25 protein-coding genes are annotated in these 25,691 nt (G+C 73.3%); 10 read left to right on the top strand and 15 right to left on the bottom strand.

Annotated features, from left to right (window positions below; genetic code table 11):
* Positions 1 to 17: 17 nt before the first annotated feature.
* Positions 18 to 1,064, bottom strand: coding sequence for a phosphotransferase family protein (locus tag XF36_RS08975; protein WP_060711636.1), 1,047 nt, complete (start codon positions 1,062 to 1,064; stop codon positions 18 to 20).
* A gap of 141 nt (positions 1,065 to 1,205) precedes the next feature.
* On the opposite strand from XF36_RS08975, the gene XF36_RS08970 reads away from it, so the two are divergent.
* Positions 1,206 to 1,682, top strand: coding sequence for an SRPBCC family protein (locus XF36_RS08970; protein WP_060711635.1), 477 nt, complete (start codon positions 1,206 to 1,208; stop codon positions 1,680 to 1,682).
* A 61-nt stretch (positions 1,683 to 1,743) separates the two neighbouring features.
* Here XF36_RS08970 and XF36_RS08965 read toward each other — a convergent pair whose 3' ends face one another.
* From XF36_RS08965 to XF36_RS08955, 3 genes are all read right to left on the bottom strand, one after another.
* Complete coding sequence (locus XF36_RS08965) at positions 1,744 to 2,175, bottom strand: DUF3037 domain-containing protein (protein ID WP_060711634.1); 432 nt, start codon at positions 2,173 to 2,175, stop codon at positions 1,744 to 1,746.
* Positions 2,172 to 3,053: a HipA family kinase gene (locus XF36_RS08960; protein WP_064485401.1), complete on the bottom strand. Its 882-nt coding sequence runs from the start codon at positions 3,051 to 3,053 to the stop codon at positions 2,172 to 2,174. The genes XF36_RS08965 and XF36_RS08960 overlap by 4 nt, the downstream gene beginning before the upstream one ends.
* A 142-nt stretch (positions 3,054 to 3,195) precedes the next feature.
* Positions 3,196 to 3,663 carry a DoxX family protein gene (locus XF36_RS08955; RefSeq protein WP_060711633.1) on the bottom strand — a complete coding sequence of 156 codons (468 nt, stop codon included), beginning with the start codon at positions 3,661 to 3,663 and terminating at the stop codon, positions 3,196 to 3,198.
* Between the two features lie 472 nt (positions 3,664 to 4,135).
* Here XF36_RS08955 and pgi point away from each other — a divergent pair, with 472 nt between their 5' ends.
* Both pgi and XF36_RS08940 read left to right on the top strand, forming a co-directional pair.
* Positions 4,136 to 5,806 (top strand): glucose-6-phosphate isomerase, encoded by a 1,671-nt coding sequence (gene pgi / locus XF36_RS08945; RefSeq protein WP_238589189.1) that lies wholly within the window; start codon positions 4,136 to 4,138, stop codon positions 5,804 to 5,806.
* A 47-nt stretch (positions 5,807 to 5,853) separates the two neighbouring features.
* The gene (locus tag XF36_RS08940) at positions 5,854 to 6,516 is read left to right on the top strand and encodes a phosphatase PAP2 family protein (protein WP_168169483.1); all 663 of its coding nucleotides are present in this window, start codon (positions 5,854 to 5,856) and stop codon (positions 6,514 to 6,516) included.
* 90 nt (positions 6,517 to 6,606) lie between these two features.
* Here XF36_RS08940 and XF36_RS08935 read toward each other — a convergent pair whose 3' ends face one another.
* Positions 6,607 to 7,155 (bottom strand): nuclear transport factor 2 family protein, encoded by a 549-nt coding sequence (locus XF36_RS08935; protein ID WP_060711629.1) that lies wholly within the window; start codon positions 7,153 to 7,155, stop codon positions 6,607 to 6,609.
* 203 nt (positions 7,156 to 7,358) lie between these two features.
* On the opposite strand from XF36_RS08935, the gene XF36_RS08930 reads away from it, so the two are divergent.
* On the top strand, positions 7,359 to 8,252 hold the full coding sequence (locus XF36_RS08930; RefSeq protein WP_064485400.1) for a helix-turn-helix transcriptional regulator: 894 nt from the start codon (positions 7,359 to 7,361) through the stop codon (positions 8,250 to 8,252).
* 462 nt (positions 8,253 to 8,714) lie between these two features.
* On the opposite strand, the gene XF36_RS08925 is transcribed toward XF36_RS08930, so the two are convergent.
* Positions 8,715 to 9,281: a hypothetical protein gene (locus XF36_RS08925; RefSeq protein WP_145981311.1), complete on the bottom strand. Its 567-nt coding sequence runs from the start codon at positions 9,279 to 9,281 to the stop codon at positions 8,715 to 8,717.
* Between the two features lie 34 nt (positions 9,282 to 9,315).
* Entirely contained in the window at positions 9,316 to 10,386 is a 1,071-nt protein-coding gene (locus tag XF36_RS08920) for a DICT sensory domain-containing protein (RefSeq protein WP_168169482.1), read from the bottom strand.
* Between the two features lie 401 nt (positions 10,387 to 10,787).
* On the opposite strand from XF36_RS08920, the gene XF36_RS08915 reads away from it, so the two are divergent.
* Both XF36_RS08915 and XF36_RS08910 read left to right on the top strand, forming a co-directional pair.
* A complete protein-coding gene (locus XF36_RS08915) occupies positions 10,788 to 12,593 on the top strand; it encodes an NHL domain-containing thioredoxin family protein (protein ID WP_060714540.1) in 1,806 nt (601 codons plus the stop codon).
* Positions 12,594 to 12,635: 42 nt separating this feature from the next.
* Complete coding sequence (locus XF36_RS08910; RefSeq protein WP_060711626.1) at positions 12,636 to 13,526, top strand: S1 family peptidase; 891 nt, start codon at positions 12,636 to 12,638, stop codon at positions 13,524 to 13,526.
* Between the two features lie 12 nt (positions 13,527 to 13,538).
* Here XF36_RS08910 and XF36_RS08905 read toward each other — a convergent pair whose 3' ends face one another.
* Positions 13,539 to 14,180: a response regulator transcription factor gene (locus XF36_RS08905; RefSeq protein WP_060714539.1), complete on the bottom strand. Its 642-nt coding sequence runs from the start codon at positions 14,178 to 14,180 to the stop codon at positions 13,539 to 13,541.
* Positions 14,181 to 14,200: 20 nt separating this feature from the next.
* Complete coding sequence (locus XF36_RS08900; RefSeq protein WP_060711625.1) at positions 14,201 to 15,640, bottom strand: sensor histidine kinase; 1,440 nt, start codon at positions 15,638 to 15,640, stop codon at positions 14,201 to 14,203.
* A gap of 140 nt (positions 15,641 to 15,780) precedes the next feature.
* Here XF36_RS08900 and XF36_RS08895 point away from each other — a divergent pair, with 140 nt between their 5' ends.
* Complete coding sequence (locus tag XF36_RS08895) at positions 15,781 to 16,938, top strand: acyl-CoA dehydrogenase family protein (RefSeq protein WP_060711624.1); 1,158 nt, start codon at positions 15,781 to 15,783, stop codon at positions 16,936 to 16,938.
* A 36-nt stretch (positions 16,939 to 16,974) separates the two neighbouring features.
* Here the strand turns inward: XF36_RS08895 and XF36_RS08890 are convergent, their stop codons facing one another.
* A complete protein-coding gene (locus XF36_RS08890) occupies positions 16,975 to 17,547 on the bottom strand; it encodes a TetR family transcriptional regulator (RefSeq protein ID WP_060711623.1) in 573 nt (190 codons plus the stop codon).
* A 96-nt stretch (positions 17,548 to 17,643) separates the two neighbouring features.
* Between XF36_RS08890 and XF36_RS08885 the strand changes: the two genes are divergently transcribed.
* Complete coding sequence (locus XF36_RS08885; protein WP_060711622.1) at positions 17,644 to 18,555, top strand: SDR family oxidoreductase; 912 nt, start codon at positions 17,644 to 17,646, stop codon at positions 18,553 to 18,555.
* Between the two features lie 67 nt (positions 18,556 to 18,622).
* Here the strand turns inward: XF36_RS08885 and XF36_RS08880 are convergent, their stop codons facing one another.
* Both XF36_RS08880 and XF36_RS08875 read right to left on the bottom strand, forming a co-directional pair.
* Complete coding sequence (locus XF36_RS08880) at positions 18,623 to 19,021, bottom strand: cytochrome c oxidase subunit 4 (RefSeq protein WP_060711621.1); 399 nt, start codon at positions 19,019 to 19,021, stop codon at positions 18,623 to 18,625.
* Positions 19,022 to 19,037: 16 nt separating this feature from the next.
* Positions 19,038 to 19,988, bottom strand: coding sequence for a cytochrome c oxidase subunit II (locus XF36_RS08875; protein WP_060711620.1), 951 nt, complete (start codon positions 19,986 to 19,988; stop codon positions 19,038 to 19,040).
* Between the two features lie 294 nt (positions 19,989 to 20,282).
* On the opposite strand from XF36_RS08875, the gene asnB reads away from it, so the two are divergent.
* Entirely contained in the window at positions 20,283 to 22,229 is a 1,947-nt protein-coding gene (asnB, locus tag XF36_RS08870) for an asparagine synthase (glutamine-hydrolyzing) (protein WP_043282739.1), read from the top strand.
* 67 nt (positions 22,230 to 22,296) lie between these two features.
* On the opposite strand, the gene XF36_RS08865 is transcribed toward asnB, so the two are convergent.
* From XF36_RS08865 to XF36_RS08855, 3 genes are all read right to left on the bottom strand, one after another.
* Positions 22,297 to 23,232 (bottom strand): carbohydrate kinase family protein, encoded by a 936-nt coding sequence (locus XF36_RS08865; protein ID WP_145981599.1) that lies wholly within the window; start codon positions 23,230 to 23,232, stop codon positions 22,297 to 22,299.
* A gap of 124 nt (positions 23,233 to 23,356) precedes the next feature.
* Positions 23,357 to 23,728 (bottom strand): HesB/IscA family protein, encoded by a 372-nt coding sequence (locus XF36_RS08860; protein ID WP_060711618.1) that lies wholly within the window; start codon positions 23,726 to 23,728, stop codon positions 23,357 to 23,359.
* Between the two features lie 125 nt (positions 23,729 to 23,853).
* Positions 23,854 to 24,969 carry a glycerate kinase gene (locus XF36_RS08855; protein WP_060711617.1) on the bottom strand — a complete coding sequence of 372 codons (1,116 nt, stop codon included), beginning with the start codon at positions 24,967 to 24,969 and terminating at the stop codon, positions 23,854 to 23,856.
* Between the two features lie 38 nt (positions 24,970 to 25,007).
* Here XF36_RS08855 and XF36_RS08850 point away from each other — a divergent pair, with 38 nt between their 5' ends.
* A complete protein-coding gene (locus tag XF36_RS08850; RefSeq protein WP_020628307.1) occupies positions 25,008 to 25,673 on the top strand; it encodes a DUF3043 domain-containing protein in 666 nt (221 codons plus the stop codon).
* Positions 25,674 to 25,691 lie beyond the last annotated feature (18 nt).

Raw genomic sequence — 25,691 nt, 5'->3', positions numbered from 1 at the left:
GCGACGCCGTTCCGCCGCTACCGGCGCAGCGCGGCGAGTGCGGCCTCCGCGTCGGCGACCACACCCTCGCGACGCCGCTCGAGGTCGGCGCCGGTCTCGGCACCGGACCCCATGTTGCCCTGGGCGTAACGGGTCCAGACCCCGGTGCCGATGCAGGCGCAGCGCCAGTGCGCGAACGCCACCCAGTACGGCAGCTGGTCCAGCGGGAGTCCTGAGAGCTCGGCGTAGCGGGCGGCGACGAGGTCGCGGTCGGGCCAGCCGGGCGCGGCGGTCGGGCCGCTGGTGATCGCGGGCAGCGTGTCGCCCGGCCGTTCCCAGGACGCCAGCAGCCAGCCGAGGTCGGCCAGCGGCTCCCCCGGCGTCGCGAGCTCCCAGTCGAAGACGCCGGTGATCCGGCCGCCACGGAACGCCAGGTTCCCGGGCCGGTAGTCGCCGTGTACGACCCGCGGCCCGCCGGGCAGCTCCGGGGGCATCGCCGCGACGAGCGCGGCGTGCGCGGCGTCGAGCGCCGCCAGGTCGGTGAACGCGCCCGAGTGGGCCTGGCGGTGCCAGCGCCGCAGCTGCCGCTCCAGGTAGCGGCCGGGACGCTGCAGGTCACCGAGCCCGACCTCCGCGGTATCGACGGCGTGCAGCGCGGCCAGCACCTCGGCGGTGTCGAGACCGCAGGCCCACCGCTCCGGTTCCGGGACCGCCTCGCCCGCGGCGGGGTCGCCCGGCACCACTCCGTCCACCCAGCCCGTGAGGTAGAAGCCCGCACCGAGCACCGCTGTGTCCCGGCACAGGGCGACCGGCTCCGCCACGGGCACCGCGGTGCCGGCCAGCGCGCTGAGGAACCGCCACTCGCGGCCCATGTCGTGTGCGGTGGCGAGCACGCCCCCGGTCGGCGGGCGGCGCAGGGCGTAGGGGGTGCCACGGGCGTCGGTGACCCGGAAGGTGAGGTTGGAGTGCCCGCCGGAGATCCGCTGCACGGCCACCGGGCCGTCCCCGAGCTCCACCTGCGGCACCTCGGCGGCCAGCCATCGTGTCAGCGCGACCGGGTCCACCCCGTCGTGTGCGTCGGTCATCCCCCGATGCAACACGACCGGCCGGCGCGCCGGCCACCCCCGTTTCGCGGACCGGGAATGCGGGCACCCCTCCCCTGATCATGACCGGTCGCCCGCGGCGCACCCCGGCGCCGTCGACGCCGACCGGTGGGAGAGGAATCCGTGAGCGACCAGATCACCGTGACCCGCACCGTCCCCGCCAGCCCGGCGCAGCTGTTCGCCCTGCTGTCGACGCCCACCCGGCACCAGGAGATCGACAGTGCCGACATGCTGCGCGGCGTCGAGGGCGCGACCGAGATCGGCGGGGTCGGCGACGAGTTCGTGATGAACATGCACAACGGCGACCTCGGTGACTACCAGATGAGGAACACCGTCACCTCCTTCGACCCCGACCGCGTGATCGGCTGGGCGCCGTCGATGCACCCGATCGACGCGAAGAAGGACACGATCGGCGACGTCCGCGCCGAGGGCCACACCTACACCTGGCACCTCGAGCCCGAGGGCGACGGTACGAAGGTCACCCAGGTCTACGACTGGAGCGGCGTGCAGGACCAGGGCTTCCGTGGCTTCTTCCCGATGCTGACCGAGGACCAGCTCGCGGACTCGATCGAGAAGGCGGGACGCGCCGCGTCCTCCTGAGACCGTCCGCACCCGACGGTGCCGGGCCGGTCAGCGGGCGGCGCCGCCGTGCCGGGGGATCTCAGGACACCGGCAGCACGAGCCGGTGCAGCAGCCGGTCGGCCTCGGCCGACGGGTCCGCGGTCAGCCCGGTGTGGACCGGCCCCGGGCGCACGATGGTGCTACGCGCGGTGGTGAGCCGGCGGAAGCGCCGGCCGATGTCCTCCCCCGACCCCGGCCCGCGCGCCGCCAGTGCGCCGGTGGCGTGCCGGTCCGACCGGGGTGGCTCGGGCACCGCGGCCACCGCGGCGACGGTCGCCAGGAGGTCGGCGACGGCGTCGGCGTCGGCGTGCCGGTCCAGTGCGGCGAGCCGGGAGCGGTCGAGGTGCACCCGGACCGCGAGGACGTCGCGTGCGCGGCAGTGCAGCAGCACCCCGGCGTTCATCGACTCGCCGCGCTCGACCCGCGGCACGACCCGGAGCAGTGCGTACTCGTAGGCGACGAGGCCGCTCACCGGCTCTCCCCGCCCCCGACGCCGCCGATCCGCAGCCACGGCGGGCGGCGCGGGGCGCGGTCCACCGGGCGCGGTCTGCCCGCCGCGACCGTCGCAGCGACGCCCGGCAGCCAGGTCCCGCGCGCGGCGACCCGGGCCAGCAGCGCGGCGGCGTAGGCCGCGCGGACCTCGTCGGGGCCGCCGACACCGTCGACGTCGGCGATCCACTCGTCGGGGACCAGGGCCAGCACGTCGTGCAGCAGGTCCGGGGTGACGAGCGGGGCGAGCGCCGCGTCGGCGGCGTCCAGGTCGGGGTGCGCGCCGAGCAGCACGTGGTCACCGGCGTCGAACGGGCGGTGGGCGAAGCGCGGGACCGCCGACCAGTCGTGGGCGAAGGTGAGCGTCGCGCCGTGGTCGATGAGGTACGGGCTGCGGTGCCACAGCAGCATGTTGGAGTTGCGCCAGGACCGGTCGACGTTGCCGACGAGCGCGTCGAACCAGAGCACCCGCCCGGCGAACCCGGACCCGACGTCGAACGCGATCGGGTCCAGGTCGAGCGCTCCGGGCAGGAAGTCGACGGCCAGGTTGAGCCCGCCGGAGTGGCGCAGCAGCTCCTGGACCTCCTCGTCGGGCTCGGTGCGCCCGAGCGACCCGTCGACGACGATCGTCGCGATCCGCGGTACGGGCAGCCCCAGCGCGCGGGCGAGCTCGCCGGAGACGATCTCGTTGACCAGCACCGGGCGGCCCTGTCCGGCTCCGGTGAACTTGACCGCGTAGGTGCCGAGATCGTCGGCCTCCATCAGCCCGGGCAGCGAGCCGCCCTCGCGCAGCGGGGTGACGTACCGGATCGCGGTCAGCCGGGGCAGCGCCCGCCCCTCGATCGTCCGCTCGTGGCCCACCCGCGGAGGTTATCTTCGGACGCGAACGGCCCGCACCCCGTGGCGTCGGGGTGCGGGCCGAGGTCGCGCCGGTCGGGCGGGGCCCGGAGAGGGTCACCGGCCCGCCCGGCTTCGGGGCGCGCGGGCGGGCCGGGGGTCCGGGTCAGACAGCGACGGTCTGGCGCGGGATGGCCTGGGTCTGCTCCATCCGGCGCGCCGCCTGGCGGGACAGGAGCTCGTCGACGCTGAACCGGCCGGCGCCGGCGGTCATGAGGATCAGCGTGGCGCAGATGATCGTGCCGACCAGCGCCCAGCCGTTGTCGGCCATGAACAGGCCGTTCCTGCCGTGGACGAACCAGATCGCACCGGCCATCACGAAGGTCATCAGGGCGCCGGGGACGACCATGCGCAGGCCGAGCGCGACCGACAGGGAGAAGACCAGCTCGACGACGATCGTGAAGGAGGCCGCGGCGATGGCCAGCGGGATACCGAACTTGGCGAAGACGGTCGCGGTGTCGAACAGACCGGCGTCGATCTTCTTCCACGAGTGCATGACCATGATGTAGGCCAGCAGCAGGCGGGCGACGAGGAGCACGACGTCGCGGGGGGTTCCGGTCAGGGAGCGGTACACGGTTCCTCCAGGTGCGAGATGATCACCGTGGGTGAGCTCGTCACCACGGAATGCACAAGACACTAGGTGCACGAACCCAGGGCGCCACCCGATCGAGCGACTCTGCGCGACGAGACGACCGCGGGACGCGACGAGATGCTCGCCACGACCCGTCACCCGGCCGGGAGTCACTGTGGCCGGTGGATTGCGTGGCACGACCGGTCGAACGGTCGGACGACGCGGCATCGTCGCAGGTCACGAGCACTCAGCGTGTCGCCGGTGGCGGACGCGTCACCCGGACGTCGCAGTGATCGTCGCCTCACCCGTCAGGGGGTCACCGACGGTCGGTGCGGTCTGCAGCCCGTCGCAGACGACGGGCCGCTCGTCCCGCGCCCCGTCGTCTGCGACGGGCGGTACGCCCGGCCGGCGCAGTGGCGGCCGCCGCGGCCGGGTCGCCGCGCTCGGCACCGCCCGCTGCGCCATGATGGCCCGCGTGTCCGACACGAACAGCCACGACATCACGGCGACGCGCGAGTGGACGGTGCTGACCGAGCACGCGGCGGAGGTCGAGCCGCGCCACCTGCGGGCGCTGTTCGACGACGACCCCGAGCGCGCCAACGCCCTCACCGCCACCGGCGCCGACCTGGTGCTCGACTACTCCAAGCACCGCATCACCCGCGAGACCGTCGGGCTGCTGGCCGGGCTCGCGCGGGCGGCAGGACTGCCGGAGCGCACCGAGGCCATGTTCACCGGCGAGCACGTCAACACCTCCGAGGACCGGGCGGTGCTGCACACCGCGCTGCGGCTGCCGCGGGACGCCTCGCTCACCGTCGACGGCCGGGACGTCGTCGCCGACGTGCACGCTGTGCTGGACCGGATGGGCGAGTTCACCGACGCCGTTCGCTCCGGGGCGTGGACCGGGTTCACCGGGCAGCGGATCCGCACCGTGGTCAACATCGGCATCGGTGGCTCGGACCTGGGCCCGGTCATGGCCTACGAGGCCCTCCGCGACTACGCGCAACGGGACCTCGAGTGCCGGTTCGTGTCCAACATCGACCCCACCGACCTGTACGAGAAGACCCTCGACCTCGACCCCGCGACGACGCTGTTCGTCGTCTCGTCGAAGACGTTCAGCACCCAGGAGACGCTGACCAACGCCCGCAACGCACGGTCCTGGCTGCTGGCCGGGCTCGGGACGGACGCCGCAGGCGCCGTCGCCCAGCACTTCGCCGCCGTCTCCACGAACGCGGAGAAGGTGTCGGAGTTCGGCATCTCCACCGACAACATGTTCGGGTTCTGGGACTGGGTCGGCGGACGCTACTCGCTGGACTCGGCGATCGGGCTGTCGCTGATGTGCGCGATCGGCAAGGAGCACTTCGCGGAGTTCCTGTCCGGCATGCACGCCATGGACACCCACTTCCGCAGCACCCCGCTCGAGCAGAATCTTCCGGTCATCGCCGGGATGCTCGGGATCTGGTACTCGAACTTCTTCGGCGCCGAGACCCGCGCTGTGCTGCCCTACTCCCAGTACCTGCACCGGCTGCCCGCCTACCTGCAGCAGCTGACGATGGAGTCCAACGGCAAGTCCGTGCGCGGCGACGGGACCCCGGTCACCACGACCACCGGGGAGATCTTCTGGGGCGAGCCGGGGACCAACGGCCAGCACGCCTTCTACCAGCTGCTGCACCAGGGCACCCGGCTCGTGCCCGCCGACTTCATCGGCTTCGCGCAGCCGCACCACGACGCCGCGGGCGAGGACGGCGCCGACTCCCAGGACCTGTTCATGGCGAACCTGTTCGCCCAGTCGGCGGCGCTCGCCTTCGGCAGGACCGCGGCGGAGATCGCGGCCGAGGGCACTCCGGCCGACGTCGTGCCGCACAAGGTCATGCCGGGCAACCGGCCGTCGTCGACGATCCTCGCCGAGAAGCTGACCCCGTCGGTGCTGGGACAGCTCATCGCCTTCTACGAGCACGTCACGTTCGTCGAGGGCACGATCTGGGGCGTCGACTCCTTCGACCAGTGGGGCGTCGAGCTCGGCAAGGCCATGGCCCGGCAGTTCGGCCCGGCGCTCCACGCCGCGGACCCGCCGGACGCCGCGGAGGCCGGGCTGGACGCCTCCACCGCCGCGCTCATCGGCCGCTACCGCGCCTGGCGCGGGCGATGAGCACCCCTCGTCCGGCGGGGCACACACCCGCCGGTGAGAATCCCGGCATGGATGATCGAGCCCGCCCCCCGCTCCCGGCCCGCCTGACGGGCCCGGTGGCGGCACTGCTGCTGGTGCTCGCCGGGGTGCTCGTCGCGATCGCCTACACCGGAGTGCTCCAGGCCGGGGACACCGAGACCGCAGTCGGGCTCGCCGCGGACCGGATCCCCGGTGTCACCGTGGCCGCGGTGGTGGTCACCGAGATCGGCAACACCGCCGGCAGCACGGCGGTCGGGCTGATCGGCGGGGCGGTCCTGGCCTACCGGGGCCGCCCGGCCGCCGGACTGTGCCTGGCCGCCGTGCCGATCGTCGCCAGCGGGGTGTTCACCGCGGTCAAGCGGGTCCTCGACCGGGCCCGGCCGCCGGCGGACCTGCAGGTGGTGTCGGCGGCGAACGAGTCGCTGCCGTCCGGGCACGCGACGATGGTCGCCGCCGCCTGGACCACGCTGGTGCTCGTGTTGTGGCCGCTCCTGCGTGCCCGTGGGCGGGTGCTGCTCACCGCGTTCGCGGTGCTGTGGGCCGGCGCCGTCGGGTCCACCCGCGTCTACCTGGGTGTGCACTGGCTCTCCGACGTACTCGCCGGCTGGGCGCTCGGGGCCGCGCTGGCGTTCACCGGGGTGACGGTGCTGTCGCTGGTCCTGAGCCGGCGGGCGGTCCGCGCCGCCGCCTGACCCACCGGGATCTCCCACCGCCGGCGGATGACGGGGATCACTTCAGTCGAGAGCCACCGCGATCGAGCGAGAGGCGTAACCGCGCGACACCTACCCGACATCGGTCAGCGAGTCCGCGATGTCGGAGTGGAACTGCCAGTTCCCCTCAGACCAGTGCACACCCTGGATCGAGCGGCTGATCTTCCAGCCTTCGTCGGTCCGGACCAGGTCCATGTCGTAGGTTCCGACCAGGGTCTGGAACGGGCTCCCGTTGGCCTGCCGGTAGAAGTGGTGCGCGTGCATCAGCACGTGACACGACGCCGTGTCCCCCAGGACGGTCATGGTCTGCGGGATGAGCATGTGTTCGTCCCCGTCGAGCTGGCTGTGGAACTCCTCGGCCAGCTCACACCAACGATCGGCCGAGACTCGCATCCGGCCCATCCCGATCGTCGGCGAGTGATCGACCTCGATCTCGTCGACGAAGCAGGTCCGGAGACGGGCGAAATCACGCATGTCGGTGCACTCGCCATACCGCTGCACCACGTCCGCGATCTGCACTCGATCCAGGAGATAGGTGATCTTCTCCTCCAGGCTCGCCTGCGAGAGGTGCGCCGGCTGTGGTGTCGCCGGCGCGGAGTCGGTTCGCTCGGAGTTCGTCATGGTGACCCCATCAGATCAGTGATCGTGCGGTGAAATGCCTCCGCCGAGGCCGGCGGCCCGCGACTGACCTGCCTCCACCGTCGGGCACGAACCGGTTCTCCTCCAGGCCGGCCGGGCCCGGGGCACGGGGCAACCCGGTGTTCGAACAACCGGGGTACCCCCACTCCTACCCACCGGCCGCGCGGGTTCGGCAGGATGGCGGCATGAGGACACCACGGCCCGGGGAGTCGAAGTCGGAGCTGGGGGAGTTCCTCCAGGCGCGCCGTGCCGCCGTGACGCCGATGTCGGCCGGGTTGCCCGAGACCGGACGCCGCCGGGTGGCTGGACTCCGCCGTGAGGAGGTCGCCCTGCTCGTGGGTCTGTCCACCGACTACTACGTGCGGCTCGAACAAGGCCGGGGTGGACGACCGTCCGAGTCGGTGCTCGACGCGCTCTCCCGGGTGCTGATGCTCGACGACACCCAACGGGCGCACCTGCACCACCTCGCTCACCCCCCGCGCCGTCACCCTCGGACTGCGCGCGTCGCACCGGAGCGAGTGACGGCGGCGACGCGCTTCTTCCTGGAGACCCTGACCGTGCCCGCGCTCGTCATCACCCGCACCACGCAGGTCATCGGCTGGAACGCGCTGGCCTGCGAGGTGATCGTCGACTTCGCCGCACGGCCCGAGACCGAGCGCAACACGGCCTGGCTGCTGTTCTGCGACGACGAGGTCGCCGCCCGGCAGCGCGACTGGGACAACGCGGCCCGCAACACCGTCGGGACCTTGCGGATGACCGCGGGCCAACGACCCGACCACCCCGATCTGGCAGAACTCGTCGGAACGCTGGGCGTGCGCAGCGAGACGTTCCGTCGGTTGTGGGCCGAGCATCACGTCCACGAGAAGGCCGGCGGAGTACAGCTGCTGCGCCATCCTGAAGTCGGCGATCTCGATCTCACCTACCTCACCTGGACGACACCCGCGGCGCCCGACCAGATGCTCGTCACCTACACACCCGAGCCGGGATCGCCCTCGGCGCGAGCGATCGACCTGCTCGGCTCGATGACCGCCACGCATCGCGAGACCGCGGGTGACCCGACGTCGGCGACCGAAGCATGACGCGGAGCCCTGTGCCAACCTGATCACGTGCCGGTGATCATGAGGGCTCCGGAGCAACCCGGTCAGGGGCAGGGCAGGGTCCTCGCGGAGGTGCTCACCGGCGACGTCCTGGCGCGCTCGGAGGCGGCGCGCACGCAGGCGGGACGCACAGCCGGGCCGCGCGCGTCGATCACGCTCGTCCTCGACCTGCCGTACCCGGCGGTCGTCGCGGTGTACGTGGTCACCGGCGTGGGCTCCGCCTACCTGCTCGGCCTGCAGCCAGGGCGTCGGGCCGCTGGTGTTCGGCGTGGTCGCGGAGTTCCTGGCGGTCGGTGTCGCGATCGCCCTGACCGGCGTGAGCAGCGTGATCGCGACGCTGCTGCTGCGCGACGCGGCCCGCCCACGTGCATCCGGCTGACGCCGTCCCGATCGCCGCAGTTCCGACGCTCATGTTCACCACACCCTGGTCAGGTTGGCGAATGCTCAGTGGCCGGTCTCCACCTCGGCGCGGACCCGCTCGGCGCGTTCGCCGGCGGCGGCCATGGACAGGGCGTGCTCGTGCCAGGCGGCGACGTCGCCCCGCAGCCACGCCTCCCGCAGCCCCTCCGCCGACGCGGACCAGCGGCGGACGAGGACGACTCCCTCGGCGGCCGTGCGGGAGCGGCGCAGGACCGGCTGTGACCCGATCACCCGGCTCATCGCCAGTACCGAGCGCATCGACGGTGCTACCCGGCCGGCGACCTCGATCGGTACCGGCAGCCCCGCGACGGCCTGCGCGGTCCGGGCGGACCGGGCCGCGACGAAGACCGCCAGCGCCACCAGGAGCACCAGCAGGAGTGCTGCGACCAGCAGACCGGCACCGGCCGGGCCCGGCAGCAGCAGGACGAGCACGATCAGCACCACCGTCGTCGACCACGACCACCGGAGTGCCCGGAGCAGCCGAGCCCTGGAGCGCGCCCGTTGCTGCGCCGCCCGGTCGGGCGGGCCCTGGTCGGCGCGCACGAGTCCGCGGTCGACGTACAGCAGGGCGGTGTCCGACTCGTCCGGCATCGGGTGATTGTGCACCACCCCGACGCCGGGCCGGTCAGGCGAGGATCGGCAGGTGTTGCGGCGCACTGTACCGGGCGGCCGACATGACCTCGTCCACCGGGAGCGGCCGGTTCCGGGTCACCGCCGCCGCGGCAGTGCCGTGCAGCGGGACGAACGGGTAGCGCGTCTCGCACCGGCGCAGGTGGCCCTGCACCTGGTCGTGGTAGCGGGCCAGGTCGGCGGCGTGCCGGGCCGGGAACAGCAGCAGGAAGTCGGCCGCGCCGATCCGGATCGCGCGGTCGGCACGCTGTGGCAGGACCTGGCGCAGGCTCTGCCCGATGGCCTCCAGCGCGGCGTACTCGGCTCGCATCCCCAGCGACCGGCGCATGGTCTCGATCTCCGGCACCCGGATCCCGAGCAGCCCCATCGGCAGCGTCCCGCTGGTCCCACCGGCGGTCCACCGGTGCAGGAACGCCGGGGTGCGGGCGCCGGTCGCGCGGTCGCGGTCGTCCTCGCGCGCGTCGTCGAGCTGCCGGTCGTTGCGTGCCTCGCCGCGCAGCGCGCGCTCCATCCGGTCGGTGACGAAGCGCATCGACGCCTCCAGCCGGGAGTCGCCGCCGTCGTGCGGGCTGGCGACGACCGCACGGAGGACCTCGTCGATCCGGTCCAGGGTGGACGCCGCGGTGCGCCCGGCCATGGCCCGCCGCAGCCGCAGGACCTCGTGGTAGGCGTCCTCCCGGCGGAAGGACCACGACCCCTCGAACCGACGGCCCGCCTCCAGCGTCGGCGAGTCCTCGAAGACCGTCTCGGTGTCCAGCGCGACCAGGCAGGCGCCGGACCGGGGGCTGAGCACGGTGACGCTCCACTCGCGGGCGAGCGGATCGGGCTCGTCGAGCAGCACGTGGTCGATCCCCGGCGGGAGCGCGGGCGGCAGCTCCTCGACCAGCCCCACCACCGTCACCGTACTCTGCCCGGCGATCCGCCGGTACATCTCGACCTCACGCTCGAAGTAGCTCAGGCGCTGGAACATCGCGATGACGAGCGTCGGCTGGTCGTCCGCGCCGGCCAGCGCGAAGCGCTCGATCGCATGCGAGAGCGCCACCAACAGCCGCTTGCTCACGGACACCCGTTCCGGCATATCGCCTCCCTCCTTCGGGATCGCTGCGAGGCAGTATCGCGGACTCGCCGTAGTCGATCGAACACAGGGGGTCGATGTGTCGGAGATGGGCGGGTCACGGGCACGTCACGGGATCTGCGCACGATCACCCCTGTTCCCCGGTCCAGGTTGCGGTACGGCAGGTCGAGATCGGTCCGGGTGAGGTCGCGGACCGGGGTCCGCGGATCGGTCCGGGCCCGCCACGGCGTCTCGTCGGCGAGCAGGCTCCCGACGCCGGCGAGCACCGACCGGTCCGGCAGCCGGGCCTTCAGCGCCGAGCGCCGGGCCGTCGGATCCCTCGGCGGTCCTCCGGCCGGGCCCCGGAACACCCGCGCGGGGACGGGACGTTGGACGTCTGCGTGGACGAGAGGATGCGGGTGCGCGCGCCCGAGCTGCGCGGACGGCGATGGCTCAACACCGGCGGCCGGGATCTCACGCTGGCGGAGCTGCGCGGCCGGATCGTGGTGCTGGACTTCTGGACCTTCTGCTGCGTGAACTGCCTGCACGCGCTCGACGAGCTGCGGGAGGTCGAGCGGGAGTTCGGCGGCCCGGACGGCGTGCTGACCGTCATCGGCGTGCACTCCCCCAAGTTCCTGCACGAGGCGGACCCGGCAGCCGTCGAGGCCGCCGTCGAACGCTACGGCGTCGAGCACCCCGTCCTCGACGATCCCGAGCTGACCACCTGGGACGCCTACGGTGCCCGGGCCTGGCCGACGCTCGCGGTGATCGACCCGGACGGCGTCGTCGTCGCCCGGATGGCGGGTGAGGGGCACGGGCCCGGCCTGGCCGCGCTGGTCCGGGAGCTGATCGCCGCGGGCGGTGACCGGTTGCGCCGCGGCAGCGGGCCCTACGTCGCCCCGCCCGCGCCGGACACCGCGCTCCGGTTCCCCGGCAAGGTCGCCGCCCTGCCCGGCGGGACGTTCCTGGTGTCGGACACCGCACACCACCAGCTCGTCGAGCTGGGTCCCGACCTCGTCACCGAGATCCGCCGGATCGGCAGCGGCGAGCGCGGCGCGACCAACGGGCCGGCACCGGCCGCCCGGTTCGCCGAGCCCCAGGGCGTGCTGGTGCTCGACGACCGGACGGTGCTGGTCGCCGACACCGCGAACCACACGGTCCGCCGGGTCTCCTGGCCGGACGGCGCCGTGCGCACCCTCGCCAGCACCGGGTCCCAGCTGCGCGAACACGTCGAGCCGGGGTCGGTCGGCCACGCGCTGTCCTCGCCGTGGGACCTCGCGACGTGGGAGGGGCGGGTCGTCGTCGCCATGGCCGGGTCGCACCAGCTCTGGACCGTGGACCCGGACACCGGCGAGGCCAGGGTCCTGGCCGGGACGACGACCGAGGGCCTGCGCGACGGGGCGTTCGGCGAGGCGTTCCTCGCCCAGCCCTCGGGAGTGGCGACCGGCCCGGACGGCACGCTCTGGGTCGCCGACTCCGAGGTGTCGGGCCTGCGCCGGGTGCGGACCGACCCCGGGGCCGGGGCGCAGGTCGCCACGGCCACCGGGCAGGGGCTGTTCGAGTTCGGGCACCGGGACGGCCCGGCCGCGCAGGCGCTGCTCCAGCACCCGCTGGGCGTGGCCGTCCTGCCCGACGGCTCGGTCGCCGTCGCCGACACCTACAACGGGGCGATCCGGCGCTACGACCCGTCGTCGGACACGGTGTCCACACTGGCCGACGGGCTGGCCGAGCCGTCGGACCTGCTCCTGGACCGCACCGGCGGTGCCGCCGGTGACACCCTGATCGTCGTCGAGTCCGCGGCGCACCGGCTGGTGCGCATCCCGGTCCCGGCCGGGACGCTGGTCGCGGGGGCCGCCCACGCGGTCCGCCGCACCCCGCTGGAGCTGGGGGCCGAACCGGAGCTGCGGATCGGGTTCGTGCCGCCCACCGGCCAGCACCTCGACGACCGGTTCGGCGATCCGACGTCGCTCACCGTCACCGCGGACCCGCCCGAGCTGCTGCTCGCCGGATCGGGGACGGCGACCGGGCTGCAGCGGGTGCTGCGCCTCGACCCGGCGGTCGGCTCCGGCGTGCTGCAGATCGCCGTGGCCGCGGCGGCCTGCGACGACGCCGGGGACACCTTCGCGGCGTGTCACCGGTACCAGCAGGACTGGGGGATCCCGGTGCTGGTCGAGGCGGACGGACCGCAGGCGCTGGAGCTGGACCTGCGCTCGGTCTGACACCCGTTGCCCGGCAGGCGTCCGGCGGGTATACTCGTCCGCATGGCCCGACGCCGCCGGTGGCCGCTCGCCGTGCTCGCCGTCGTCGTGCTGGTGGGCGGGATCGCCGTCTGGAGCTACCGGCCCCGTCCGGTCCCGCCGCCGGTGCCCGGGAACGGCCCGGTCCGCGCCGCCGACGCGCCGTGGGTGGTGGCGCTCGCCGACCGGCCCGACGGCGGCGGCCCGCCGGTCAAGCAGTGTGCCGGGACGCTCGTGGCCCCGCGCGCCGTGGTCACCGCCGGCCACTGCGTGGCCCGGCGCGAGCCGTCGGCGATGGTCGTGCTCGTGGGCCGGGCCGATCTGCGCACCGGGGCCGGGACCGAGGTCGGGGTGGCGGACCTGTGGACCCCGCCGGACGGCGTCCCGGCCGGCGGCGACGGCGTCCTCACCGGCCTCGTCCGGCCCCGCACCTCACCCCCGGACATCGGCCTGGTGCTGCTGGACTCGCCGGCCGGGGCCACCCCGCTGCCGATGGCCGGGACCGGACCGCCGGCCAGCAGCCCGGCACGCTACCTCGGCTGGCGGGTGTCCCCGCAGGACGAACCGGTGCTCTGGCAGTCCCCGGAGGTCGTGCTCGACGACGCCGTCTGCACCGCAGCCGCCCGCGACGCCCGCAGCGTCGTCCCGCCGGTGGCCCACGGGTGGAGCTACGACCCGGCGGACTACCTCTGTACCGCGGGCACGGCCGCGCCGGGGCCGGGGACGCCGATGGCCCCGCACCGCCCCACCGACAGCGGGGCCCCGGTCGTCGTCGGCGGGCGGCTCGCCGGGGTCAACGCCTGGGGCCCGGACCCGGACCCCGCCGTCCCCAACTTCCACGCCCGGGTCGCGACCTACGCGGCCGGGCTGACCCGGCTGCTCGACGCGGCCGGGCGGACCGGCCGGTTCCCCTGACGCCGCCCCGGCTCAGCTCTCCAGCCAGGCGAGCACCGCCATGACCCGGCGGTGGTCGTCCGACGACGGGGGCAGCCCGAGCTTGGTGAAGATCGACGAGATGTGCTTCTCGACCGCGCCCTGGGTGATCACCATCAGCCGCCCGATCGCGGTGTTGGTGCGGCCCTGCGCCATCAGCTCCAGCACCTCCCGCTCGCGCGGGGACAGCACCGCCAGCGGGTCCCGGCGACGGCGGTTGGTCAGCAGGGCCGACACCACCTCCGGGTCCAGGACCGTGCCGCCCGCCGCCACCCGGGTCAGCGCGTCGGACAGGTCCGCCAGTTTGGACACCCGGTCCTTGAGCAGGTAGCCGACCCCGCCACCGGCCTCCAGCAGGTCGGTCGCGTAGGACTCCTCGACGTACTGCGACAGCACCAGGATCCCGACGCCGGGGTGCGACCGCCGGATCTCCAGCGCGGCCCGCAGCCCCTCGTCGGTGAACGACGGCGGCATCCGCACGTCGACGACGGCGACCTCCGGTTCGTGCTCGGCCACCGTCGCGACCAGCGCCTCACCGTCACCGACGGCCGACACGACGGTCGCCCCGGCCTCCTCCAGCAACCGGACGAGGCCCTCGCGCAGCAGCATCGAGTCCTCCGCGAGCACCACGCGCATCGTCATGGAGCCATCCTCGGTCACGCCTCGCCCAGCCCGGCGACCGGTACCTCCGCGGTCAGCTCGGTGGGACCGCCGGCCGGGCTGCGGACGTCCAGCCGGCCCTCGACGATCTCCAGCCGGTCCGCGAGCCCGGCCAGACCGTGCCCCTTCCCCAGGTGGGCCCCGCCGCGGCCGTCGTCGGTCACCACGATCCGCAGCAGGGTGTCGTCGACGGTCACGGTGACCGTCGCCGTCGACGCCTCCGCGTGCTTGGCGATGTTGGTCAGTGCCTCGGACACCACGAAGTACGCGGTGTTCTCCACCAGCGCGGGCAGCCGGGAGCCGGGATCGAGCCCGACGTCCAGGTCGACCGGGACCGGGCTGCGCCCGGCCGCGGCCGCCAGCGCGGGACCGAGTCCCCGGTCGGCGAGGATCGGCGGGGCGATCCCGCGGGACAGCGCCCGCAGCTCCGACAGCGCCTCGCGGCTCTGCTCCAGCGCCTCGTGCAGCAGCGGACGGGCCTTCTCCGGGGCGTCGTCGAGCCGGCGGACGGCCGCCTCGAGGTCCATGCCCAGCCGCACCAGCCGCTGCTGCGGGCCGTCGTGGATGTCGCGCTCCAGCCGGCGCAGCGTCTGCGCCTCCGCGGCGACGGCCGCGCGGCGACCCGACGCCAGCGCCTGCGCCCTGGCCCGCAGCGCCGCGGTCTGGTTCGTGAGCAGGCCACGGGCGAGCAGCGCCCGGACGTCGGTCAGCCAGCGGACCACCGTCGGCAGCGTCACCAGCAGGAGCACGCCGAGACCGGTGTTGAGCGCGATGTCGCCGGCCGTGGAGTGGATGCCGGTGACCGACTCGAAGAGCGTCCAGACGTCCTCGCCGCGCGGCAGCGACCACTGCCAGAAGACGTAGAACAGGCCGCCGAGCCCGGTGACCGACCAGGCGAGTGCGACGGCGGCGGTGACCGCCCGCAGCGGCAGCGCCGCCACGGCGTGTGCGACGTCGCGCCAGCTCTGCGGGTCGGCCAGCGCGCGGAACAACCGGCCCATCAACCGCCGGCCGCGGTTCGGGCGGTAGTGGTGCGGCGGCAGCGGGCGCCCGGTCGCGGCCTCGGTCGCCCGGCGCTCGAACTCGGCGAACCCGCGCGCGGCGGCCAGCGTGCCGACGGTGATCGGGAGCCCGATCCAGACCACGAACGTCCCAGAGCCCAGGACCAGCCCGACGAGGACGACGACACCGCACACGATGGCCAGCGGGAGCCCGGTGAGCAGGTACGCCATCTGCGCGCCGAGCCGGGTGCGTCCCGGCCACGTCGACGGCCAGCCCGGCGCGTGCGGCAGGTGCAGGCCGCCGTCGCGCAGCAGGTACTCGCGCAGCGCGCCGTTGCCCCAGCCCTCCAGCGCACCGACCAGGTGCGGGTCCAGGTGGCTGCCGCCCGGCTCGTCGGGGTCCGGCCGCGGCCGGACGGCCTGCTCCTCCGCCATCACGGTCCACCTCCTCGCCTGCCGGTCGTCCCCTGCGCAGGATAGGCGGTGACGAAGGCCGCGCCGGGGTCGCGTGGGGCGGGGGCGACATGGTGAGCTACCACCCGGTAACAGACGCGACGACGCGAGAAGGTGTGCCCGTGGACCCCGCCGACCTCACCGACGTCCTGGACTCCGTCCGTGACTTCATCCGCACCGAGGTGGTGCCGCAGGAGGAGCGGATCGACGCCGAGGACGCCGTCCCCGAGCGCATCGTCGCCCAGTGCAAGGAGATGGGCCTCTACGGCTTCACCATCCCCGAGCAGTACGGCGGCCTCGGCCTGACCGCGTCGCAGGAGGTCCGGCTCGCGTTCGAGCTCGGCTGGACGACCCCTGCGCTGCGTTCGCTGTTCGGCACCAACAACGGCATCGCCGGGCACGTGCTGCTGGAGGGCGGCACCGAGGAGCAGAAGAAGCAGTGGCTGCCCCGGCTGGCGTCCGGTGAGGTCACCGCCTCGTTCGGGCTGACCGAGGCCGACGCGGGCTCCGACCCGTCGTCGCTCACCACCAGGGCCGTCCGCGACGGCGACGGCTGGGTCCTCAACGGCTCCAAGCGCTACATCACCAACTCCCCCGTCGCCGACGTGATCATGGTGTTCGCGCGGACCGACCCGGACGCCCCCGGCAACCGCGGCATCTCGACCTTCCTCGTCCCGAAGGGCACCCCCGGCCTCTCGGTCGGGCCGAAGGACCACAAGATGGGCCAGTTCGGCGCGTGGACCGCCGACGTGTACCTCGACGACGTCCGCGTCCCGTTCGAGAACGTCGTCGGTGGCGAGGACGGCATCGACAAGGGCTTCCTCGTCGCCGCCAAGTGCCTGGCCCACGGCCGGCTGCACATCGCCGCCGTCTGCGTCGGGATGGCCGACCGCCTGGTCCACGAGACCGTCGAGTTCGCCAGGACCCGGGAGCAGGGCGGCAAGCCGATCGCGCGGTTCCAGCTGGTCCAGGGCCTGGTCGCGGACTCGGTCACCGACGCGCGTGCCGGCCGCGGCCTGGTCCTCGACGCCGCTCGCAGCTTCGACGACGGCACCGACATGGTCTCCGGGCCCGCCGCCGCCAAGTACTTCTGCTCGGAGATGGTGGGCCGGGTCGCCGACCGCGCCGTCCAGGTGCACGGCGGGGCGGGTTACATGCGCGGGGTCGCGGTCGAGCGGTTCTACCGCGACGCCCGGCTCTTCCGGATCTACGAGGGCACCAGCCAGATCCAGCAGGTGATCATCGCCCGCGACGCGCTGGGCCGCGCCGCCCGCGGCTGACCGTTCGCCGGCGGTCCGGCCCGTCCGGGCCGCCGGTCACCCGCCGGCGAGCACCCGGCGCAGCGCCGCGGAGACCACCCGGATCTCCGCCGCCAGGTCACCCGGCACCGGGGCGGAGACCCAGCGGGTGAACGCGGTGCGGAACACCGCGACGCCCGCCTCGGCCGCCACGGTCGCACCCGGCTCGCCCACGCCCCGGTCACGCAGTCCCTCGGCGAGCACCCGCGCGACCGCCTCCATCTTCACCAGTTCCCGCTCCCGCAGCGAGACGTTCGCCATCAGCACCCCCTGCCGGCGCCGCGCGAACTCCCACCCTGGGGCGAGCGCGCCGGCCGCGTGTTCCAGCGCGGCGCTCAGCGCACGCTCGGGTGGCACGTCCGGGCCCACGGCGGCCAGCCCCGCGGCGAACAGGGCCACGAACGACTCCCCCGAGTCCCCGCCGAACAGCACCTCCCGCTTGTCGGCGTAGTGCCGGAAGAACGTCCGCTTGGTGACCCCGGCCCGGGACGCGATGTCCTCCACCGTCGTGCCGTCGAAGCCGTGCTCCTCGAACAGGTCCAGGGCCGCTCCACGCAGCCGTCCGGCGGCGTCCGGCTCCCATCTGCCCATGCGCGCAGCCTACGTGATGACACCTCGTGTCATCCCGGTGTACGGTGATGTCATCAGGTGACATCACCTGGTCGTCATCACTCACGGAGGCACCACATGCGCATCCTCGTCACCGGGGCGACCGGCTGGATCGGCTCCGCCCTCGTCCCCGAGCTCCTCGGGGCGGGCCACCGCGTCGTCGGGCTGTCCCGGTCCGACGCCGGCGCGGCCGCTCTCGACTCGGCGGGAGCCGAGGTCGTCCGGGGCGACCTGGACGACCTCGAGCTGCTGTCCGCCACGGCCGCGCAGGTCGACGGCGTCGTCCACCTCGCCTTCAAGCACGACCTGGCCTTCGGTGGCGACTTCCCCGCCGCGGTCGCCGCGGACCGGGCGGCCGCCGCCGCACTCGCCGCACCGCTGAAGGGCACGGGCCGTCCGCTCGTCATCGCCTCGGGGCTGGCCGGACACCATTCCGGCACGCCCGTCACCGAGGACGACCCGCCCGCCGCCGACAGCCCGGCGGCGGACCGCATGGTCACCGAGCGGGACGTCCTGGCCCTCGCCTCGGCGGACGTGCGCTCGGCGAGCGTGCGGCTCGCCCCCACGGTGCACGGCGCGGGCGACACCGGCTTCGTGTCCGTGCTCGTCGAGACCGCACGCCGGACCGGGATCAGCGGCCAGGTCGGCGACGGGAGCAACCACTGGCCCGCCGTGCACGTCACCGACGCGGCACGGCTGTTCCGACTGGCCTGCGAGTCCGCCCCGGCCGGGACGGTGCTGCACGCCGCGGGCGAGCAGGGCGTGCCGATGCGCGAGATCGCCGGCGCGATCGGCCGCGGGCTCGACGTGCCGGTACGGGAGGTGCAGCCGGAACACTTCGGCCACCTGAGCGCCTTCGCCGCGCTCGACGTCGTCGCCCTCAGCGACCGGACCCGGGCGCTGCTCGGCTGGCAGCCGGAGGGGCCCACGCTCGTCGAGGACATCGAGCGGCACTACACCAGGGCCACCACGGCACAGCCGACGAGCTGAGGCACCGGCAACGACGAACGGCCCCGCCCGGGATTCCCGGGCGGGGCCGTTCGTGCGGTGCGGTGGATCAGTGGGCAGCGGGGCCCCGGTGGTACTCGAACACCAGCCCGCCGACGGCGATCAGCACCAGCGTCATGCCGACGACGATCATCCAGGCGTACCAGAACGCCACACCCAGCGCGGCGAACGCCGCCGCGGCGGCCAGACCCAGCGGCCAGTAGCTGCCGGCGGAGAAGAAGCCGACCTCGCCGGCACCGTCGGACACCTCGGCCTCGGGGTCGTCCTCCGGACGCTCCTCCAGACGGCGCGAGACGAACCGGAAGTACGTGCCGACGATCAGCGACAGACCCGCGGTCAGCCACAGCGCGGTCACGCCGACGACCTCTCCGGCGATGAACATGTACGCCAGCGCGGCCAGGATGAAGAAGCCGGTGACGATCTCGAAGATCCTGGACTCGATCTTCATGTGTGCCCGTCCTCCCTCAGCCGTCGACCTGCGCGGCCAGCTGGCCGCGGTCGGTCGAGAACGGCTGCGTGCTGATCGCCTCCGGCGCGCACCACTCGCCGCAGTTCAGCGCCTGCAGCGCCTCACCGGTCGTGTACGCCTGCCCCGTCTGCGGGTTGTTCTCCTTGCGGAGCTGGATGTACCGGTCGAACAGGGCGGGCTCCAGGGCACGCACCTCGAAGTTCATCTGCGAGTGGTAGGTGCCGCAGAGCTCCGCACAGCGACCGACGAACGCACCCTCGCGGTCGATCCGGTCGATGATGTAGGTGTTGTCCTGCTCGTTCCGCTCCGGGAACGGGAAGACGTCGCGCTTGAAGAGGAACTCCGGCACGTAGAACGAGTGGATCACGTCGGGCGAGCGCTGCGCGAACTGGATCGACCGGTCGGTCGGGAGGACCATGATCGGGATCGTGTCGCTGGTGCCCAGCGTGCTCACCGGCCGGCCGGCCGGGCCCGCCTCGTCCGGGTAGGAGAACTCCCAGTTCCACTGGAACCCGACGATGTCGACCCGCAGGTCGGCCGGACCGCCCGCGGTCGGGTTCTCCTTGTCGATGTAGTTCTGCACGTTCACCGTGAAGCCGAACAGCACGGCCACGATGACGGTCGGGATCGCGGTGAAGACGAGTTCGACCGGCAGGTTGTACTGCGTCTGACGCGGGAGCGAACCGTCGTCGTCCTTGCGCTTCCGGTGCAGGATCATCGACCAGAACATCACTCCCCAGGTGATGACGCCGACGACGAGCGCCGCGATCGCGGACCAGGTCCACAGGTCGCGCATCGACTCGGCCTCGGGGGTCACCCCCTCGGGCCACCCGAACCGGATGACCTCCTGGACCGAGCAACCGGCCAGAGCCGGCGCAGCCAGCAGGCCGACCACGGCCACCTTCGCCGCCCGGGCGATCCGGGCGCGGCCTTCGGTTCGGGCCACTGCACGCCGCCTTCCTGTCGTCTCCTGCGTACGCCGCACTGCCAGCACGTTCTTCCCTGCTCCGCCGTCACGACACCGCGGCCGAAGGGGATCTTGTGCCACCCGTATGGAGCACCGTCTTCGACCTCGCGTAGAGCCTAGACGAACCCCGGTCGGGCCGCGCCCCCCGGGGGTTCCCGGCCGGCGCGTGAACGTCGTCACCGCCACGGGGGAAACCGGCAGTCTCTCAGCGGGAAGACCGTTTCGCACCGGGGCGCGCGAGACCCGTCCGGCTGACTCGGCATACTGACCTGTGTGTGCGGACTGCTGGGATTGCTGACCGCCGGGGCGGACGCCGCGACCCGGGTCGACCCGATCGCCGACGGGCTGCGCTGTGCGCGGCACCGGGGACCCGACGAGAGCGAGACGTGGAACGACCACGACCTCGTCCTGGGGTTCAACCGGCTGTCGATCATCGACGTCGACCATTCCCACCAACCCCTGCACTGGGGGCCGGTGCCGGGAGAGGACACCCGCTACACGATCGTCTTCAACGGCGAGATCTACAACTACCTCGAGCTCCGTGAGGAGCTGATCGAGACCTACGACGCGGCCTTCGCCACCGACGGCGACGGCGAGGTCATCGTCGCGGCGTTCCACTACTGGGGCCCCGACGCGGTGCAGCGCCTGCGCGGCATGTTCGCCTTCGCCATCTGGGACGTCGTGGAGCGCGAGCTGTTCCTGGCCCGCGACCCGTTCGGCATCAAGCCGCTGTTCCTGGCCACCACTCCGGTCGGCACCGCGTTCGCCAGCGAGAAGAAGTCGCTGCTGTCCCTGGCCGGTGAGCTCGAGATCGGGCTCGACCTGGAGCCGGCCGCGCTGCAGCACTACCTGACCCTTCAGTACGTGCCCGAGCCGATGTCGCTGCACCGGATGATCTCGCGCGTCGAGTCCGGCACGCACGTCACCGTGCGCCCCGGCGAGGAGCCGCTGCACCAGCGCTACTTCGCGCCGAAGTTCATCTCGCTGCCCAGCCACGCCCCGGCCAGCGCCGAGGCGGAGGCGATCGTGCACGGCGAGATCGCCGACGTGCTGCGCGACTCGGTCGCCAAGCACATGCGGGCCGACGTGACCGTCGGTGCGTTCCTGTCCGGCGGTATCGACTCCACCGCGATCGCGGCGCTGGCCAAGGAGCACAACCCGAACCTGATCACCTTCACCACCGGGTTCGAGCGCGAGGGCTACTCCGAGGTCGACGTGGCCGCCGAGTCCGCCGCGGCGATCGGCGTGCGGCACGTCGTCCGCACCGTCAAGCCGGACGAGATGATGGAGGCCCTGCCGCTCATCATCTGGTACCTCGACGACCCGGTCGCCGACCCGGCGCTGGTCCCGCTGTGGTTCATCGCCCGAGAGGCCCGCCAGCACGTCAAGGTCGTCCTGTCCGGCGAGGGCGCCGACGAGCTGTTCGGCGGCTACTCGATCTACCGCGAGCCGCTGTCGCTGTCGCCGTTCGAGAAGGTCCCCGGCACGCTCAAGCCGCTCATGCGCCGGGCGTCGCGCAAGATGCCCGAGGGCATGCGGGGCAAGGACCTGCTGCGCCGCGGCTCGCTGTCGATGGAGCAGCGGTACTACGGCAACGCCCGCATCTTCCGTGACGACCAGCTGCACGAGGTCCTGCGCGGCTACGATCCGCGGGTGTCGCACCAGGACGTGACGGCGCCGCACTACTTCGCCAGCCACGACTGGGACCCGGTGGCCCGGATGCAGCACGTGGATCTGTTCACCTGGCTGCGTGGCGACATCCTGGTCAAGGCCGACAAGATGACGATGGCGCACTCGCTGGAGCTGCGGGTGCCGTTCCTCGACCCCGAGGTCTTCGACATCGCCTCGTCGCTGCCGCAGTCGCAGAAGATCACCCACGGCTCGAACGGCACCACGAAGTACGCGCTGCGGCGGGCCTGCGAGGGCATCATCCCGCCGCACGTGCTGAACCGGCCGAAGCTGGGCTTCCCGGTGCCGATCCGGCACTGGCTGCGCGACGAGATGTACGCCTGGGCGCGCGACATCCTGCAGAACTCCGGTGCCGGGCACCTGATCGACCTGCAGGCCGTGCACCGCATGCTCGACGCGCACCGCGAGGGCCCGGTCGACCACTCCCGCCGGATCTGGGCGGTGCTGGTCTTCCTGCTGTGGCACGGGATCTTCGTCGAGAAGCGGATCGTTCCCGAGGTCCCGACCCCGACCTACCCGGTCAAGATCTGAGCGGTCCCCGCACGACGACGGGCCGGCACCCCTGGGGGTGCCGGCCCGTTCGGCTACTACGGCGGGGTCAGCCGGGCAGGACGGCCCGGATCTCGTCGGCGGCGGCGTCACCGAACGCGTCGCGCAGCCGGATGAGGGCGGCGTCACGGTCCCAGGTCCACTCCTGCGGGCCGTCGGACTCCAGGACGTAGGTCGCGATGAGCGCGCCCAGCTGGGCCGAGCGCTCCAGCGACAGCCCGGCGCCGAGCGCGGTGAGGAACCCGGCGCGCCAGGCGTCACCGACACCGGTCGGGTCGACCAGCTCGGTCGGCGGGACGACGTCGATCCGGGTCTCGGTGCCGTCGGCCTCGACGATCAGCGCACCCCGCTCGCCGAAGGTGGTGATCCGGGTGCCGACCTTGGCGCCGATCTCCTCGGCGGTCCAGCCGGTCTTCTTGAGCAGCAGCTCGAACTCGTAGTCGTTGGTGACCAGGTAGGTGGCGCCCTCGATGAGGCGCTTCACCTCGGGACCCTCCATACGGGCCAGCTGCTGGGACGGGTCGGCGAGGAAGGGGTAGCCCTTCTCGCGGCACTCGTCGGTGTGGCGCAGCATCGCGTCGGGGTCGCTGGCGCCGATGAGCACCAGGTCGAACCCGCCGACGCGCTCGGCGATCGGGGCGAGTTCGATCTCCTTCGACTTGGCCATCGCGCCGGTGTAGAAGGACGCGATCTGCCTCATGTCGTCGTCGGTGGTGCAGACGAAGCGGGCGGTGTGGACGTCGTCGTGGGTGTGCACCCCGGAGGTGTCGACACCCAGGTCGTCGAGGACCTTCCGGTACTCGGCGAAGTCGGCGCCGACGGCGCCGATCAGCACCGGGTTCTGGCCGAGCACACCGAGCGCGAAGGCGATGTTGCCGGCCACGCCGCCCCGGCGGATCGTCAGGTCGTCGACCAGGAAGCTGACCGAGATCCGGTCGAGCTGCTCGGCCAGGATCTGCTCGGAGAACTTCCCGGGGAAGTGCATGAGATTGTCGGAGGCGATCGACCCCGTCACGGCAATAGGCACACGGGGGAGCCTACGTCACCCGAGCCGAAGGGCCCCGCCGGAGATCACCGGCGGGGCCCTTCGGAGGCGATGTCGTGCGACGTCAGTTGAAGCTGTCGCCACAGGCGCAGGAGCCGCCCGCGTTCGGGTTGTCGATCGTGAAGCCCTGCTTCTCGATGGTGTCGACGAAGTCGATCGTGGCACCCTGCAGGTACGGGGCGCTCATTCGGTCGACGCCGACCTTGAGACCTTGGAAGTCACGGAAGAGGTCACCGTCGAGCGACCGGTCGTCGAAGAAGAGCTGGTAGCGCAGGCCGGCGCAGCCACCGGGCTGCACGGCGATGCGCAGGTGCATGTCGTCACGGCCCTCCTGCTCGAGCAGGGTGCGCGCCTTGACGGCAGCGGAGTCGGTCAGCTCCACGCCGTGCGTCTGCTCCGTGGTCGCGCCCGCGTTCACGGTGTTGTCAACGGTCATGACTCTCCCAACAACGTGCGTGGTCCGCCCTGTTCCCACCGGGCGTCGGAATCCATAGTACGACGTCCCGCAGGTCCGCATCCGCGCGGAGACCGTGCGATTCGTCGCCGGGAGGGTGACGGGGATCACCGGCTCCAGCGCGGGGCGACACGTTCGGCCAGGTCGGCGAGGGTCCCGGCCGGGTCGGCCAGCGAGGCCCCCAGCCCGAACTCCTCGGCCACCCCGAACGCGGCGTCGACCCCCGCCGCGGCGGCCTCCCGGCGCCCGACGCTCACCTGACCGGCCAGCACCACGCACGGCGTGCCGCGGTCGGCCGCGCCCCGGGCGACTGCGGTGACGAGCTTGCCGCGCAGCGACTGCCAGTCGAAGCTGCCCTCCCCGGTCACCGCGACGTCGGCGGCGTCCAGCTCGGCGTCGAGCCCGACCAGGTCGCGGACCAGCCCGGCACCGGACTCGACCCGCGCGCCGAGGGCGAGCAGCGCGGCACCGAGACCGCCCGCGGCCCCTGCCGAGGGCAGGTCGCGCACCTCTCGCCCGGCCAGGCCGGCGAGCACCCCGGCGAACACGGTCAGCGCGCGGTCCAGCTCGGTGACCGCGGCGTCGTCGGCGCCCTTCTGCGGGCCGAACACCGCGGCGGCGCCGTGCGGTCCGAGCAGCGGGTTGTCGACGTCGCTCGCCGCGACCAGGGTCATCCCACCCAGGTCGGGTGTCCCGTTGAGGCGGGCACAGCAGTCCAGGGACGCGCCGCCGGGTGGGAGCGGGAGACCGTCCTCGTCGACGGGGACGGCGCCGAGGGCGGCCAGCAGGCCGGCGCCGCCGTCGGTGGTGGCGGACCCGCCCAGCCCCACGACGGCGGTGGTGACCCCGGCGTCCCGGGCGGCGGCGAGCAGCTCCCCCACCCCGGAGGTCGTCGCGGTGCGGGCGACCCCGGGGATCCGGTCCTCGCGCGGGACGTGGTGCAGGCCGCACGCCGAGGCGCACTCCAGGTAGGCCGTGTCCCCGACGCGCAGCCAGGAACCGGTCACCGGGTCGCCGAGCGGACCGGTGACCTCCTGCTCGTGCAGGGTCCCACCGAGCGCGGTGTGCAGCACCTCCGCGAAGCCGGTGCCGCCGTCGGCGAGGGGGACGATCGCGACGTCGGCGCCGGGTACCCCGCGACGCCAGCCCGCGGCGATCGCCTCGGCCGCCTCCCGTGCGCTCAGCGTTCCGCCGAACGAGTCGGGAGCCACCACGATGCGCATGCGGGGCAGGCTAGCGGCGGCCCGTATTGTGAGCTCCTGTGAGGTTCCTGCGCCGCTCCGAGAGTTCCGACCAGGCCGGTCAGACGGCCGTCGAGTCCCCGGCGGACACGGACGCTGCGGAGACGGAGGACGAGGGCGCGACCCGCTCGCGTCCCCGCACCACCCCCGGCAAGGGCCGGGCGACGCCGAAGCGCCGTGACGCCGAAGGCAGGCGGCGCGGCCCCGCGCCGCCCCCGCCGCGCACCCAGCGGGAGGCCGCGAAGCTGGCCCGCGCCACCCGGCCGTCGAAGGACGAGCGCCGGGCGAAGGCGCTGGAGCGCCGCAAGCGGATGGACGCCGGTGACGACCGCGTGCTGCTCCCCCGTGACCGCGGCAAGGTGCGGGCCTACGTGCGTGACATCGTCGACTCGCGCCCGCACGTCATCGGGCTGTTCCTGCCGCTGGCCGCGCTCGTGCTGGTCGCGGCGCTGATCCAGAACCCGATGATCCAGCAGTACGTCACGCTGTTCACGTTCCTGATGCTGATCGTGATGGTTGTCGAGGGCACCCTGCTGGGCATGCAGGTCCTGAAGAAGGCCCGCGCGAAGTTCCCCGACGAGGAGATCAAGGGCCTCGGCACCGGGTGGTACGCGTTCTCCCGTGCCACCCAGCCGCGACGGATGCGGGTGCCCAAGCCGCGCGTCAAGCGCGGCGACACGGTCTGACACCCCCGGCGGGCCGCA

It is taken from the genome of Pseudonocardia sp. HH130629-09, assembly GCF_001294645.1.
In the GTDB taxonomy this organism is placed as follows: Bacteria; Actinomycetota; Actinomycetes; order Mycobacteriales; family Pseudonocardiaceae; genus Pseudonocardia.
This window is presented reverse-complemented; position numbering and strand designations above follow the sequence as displayed.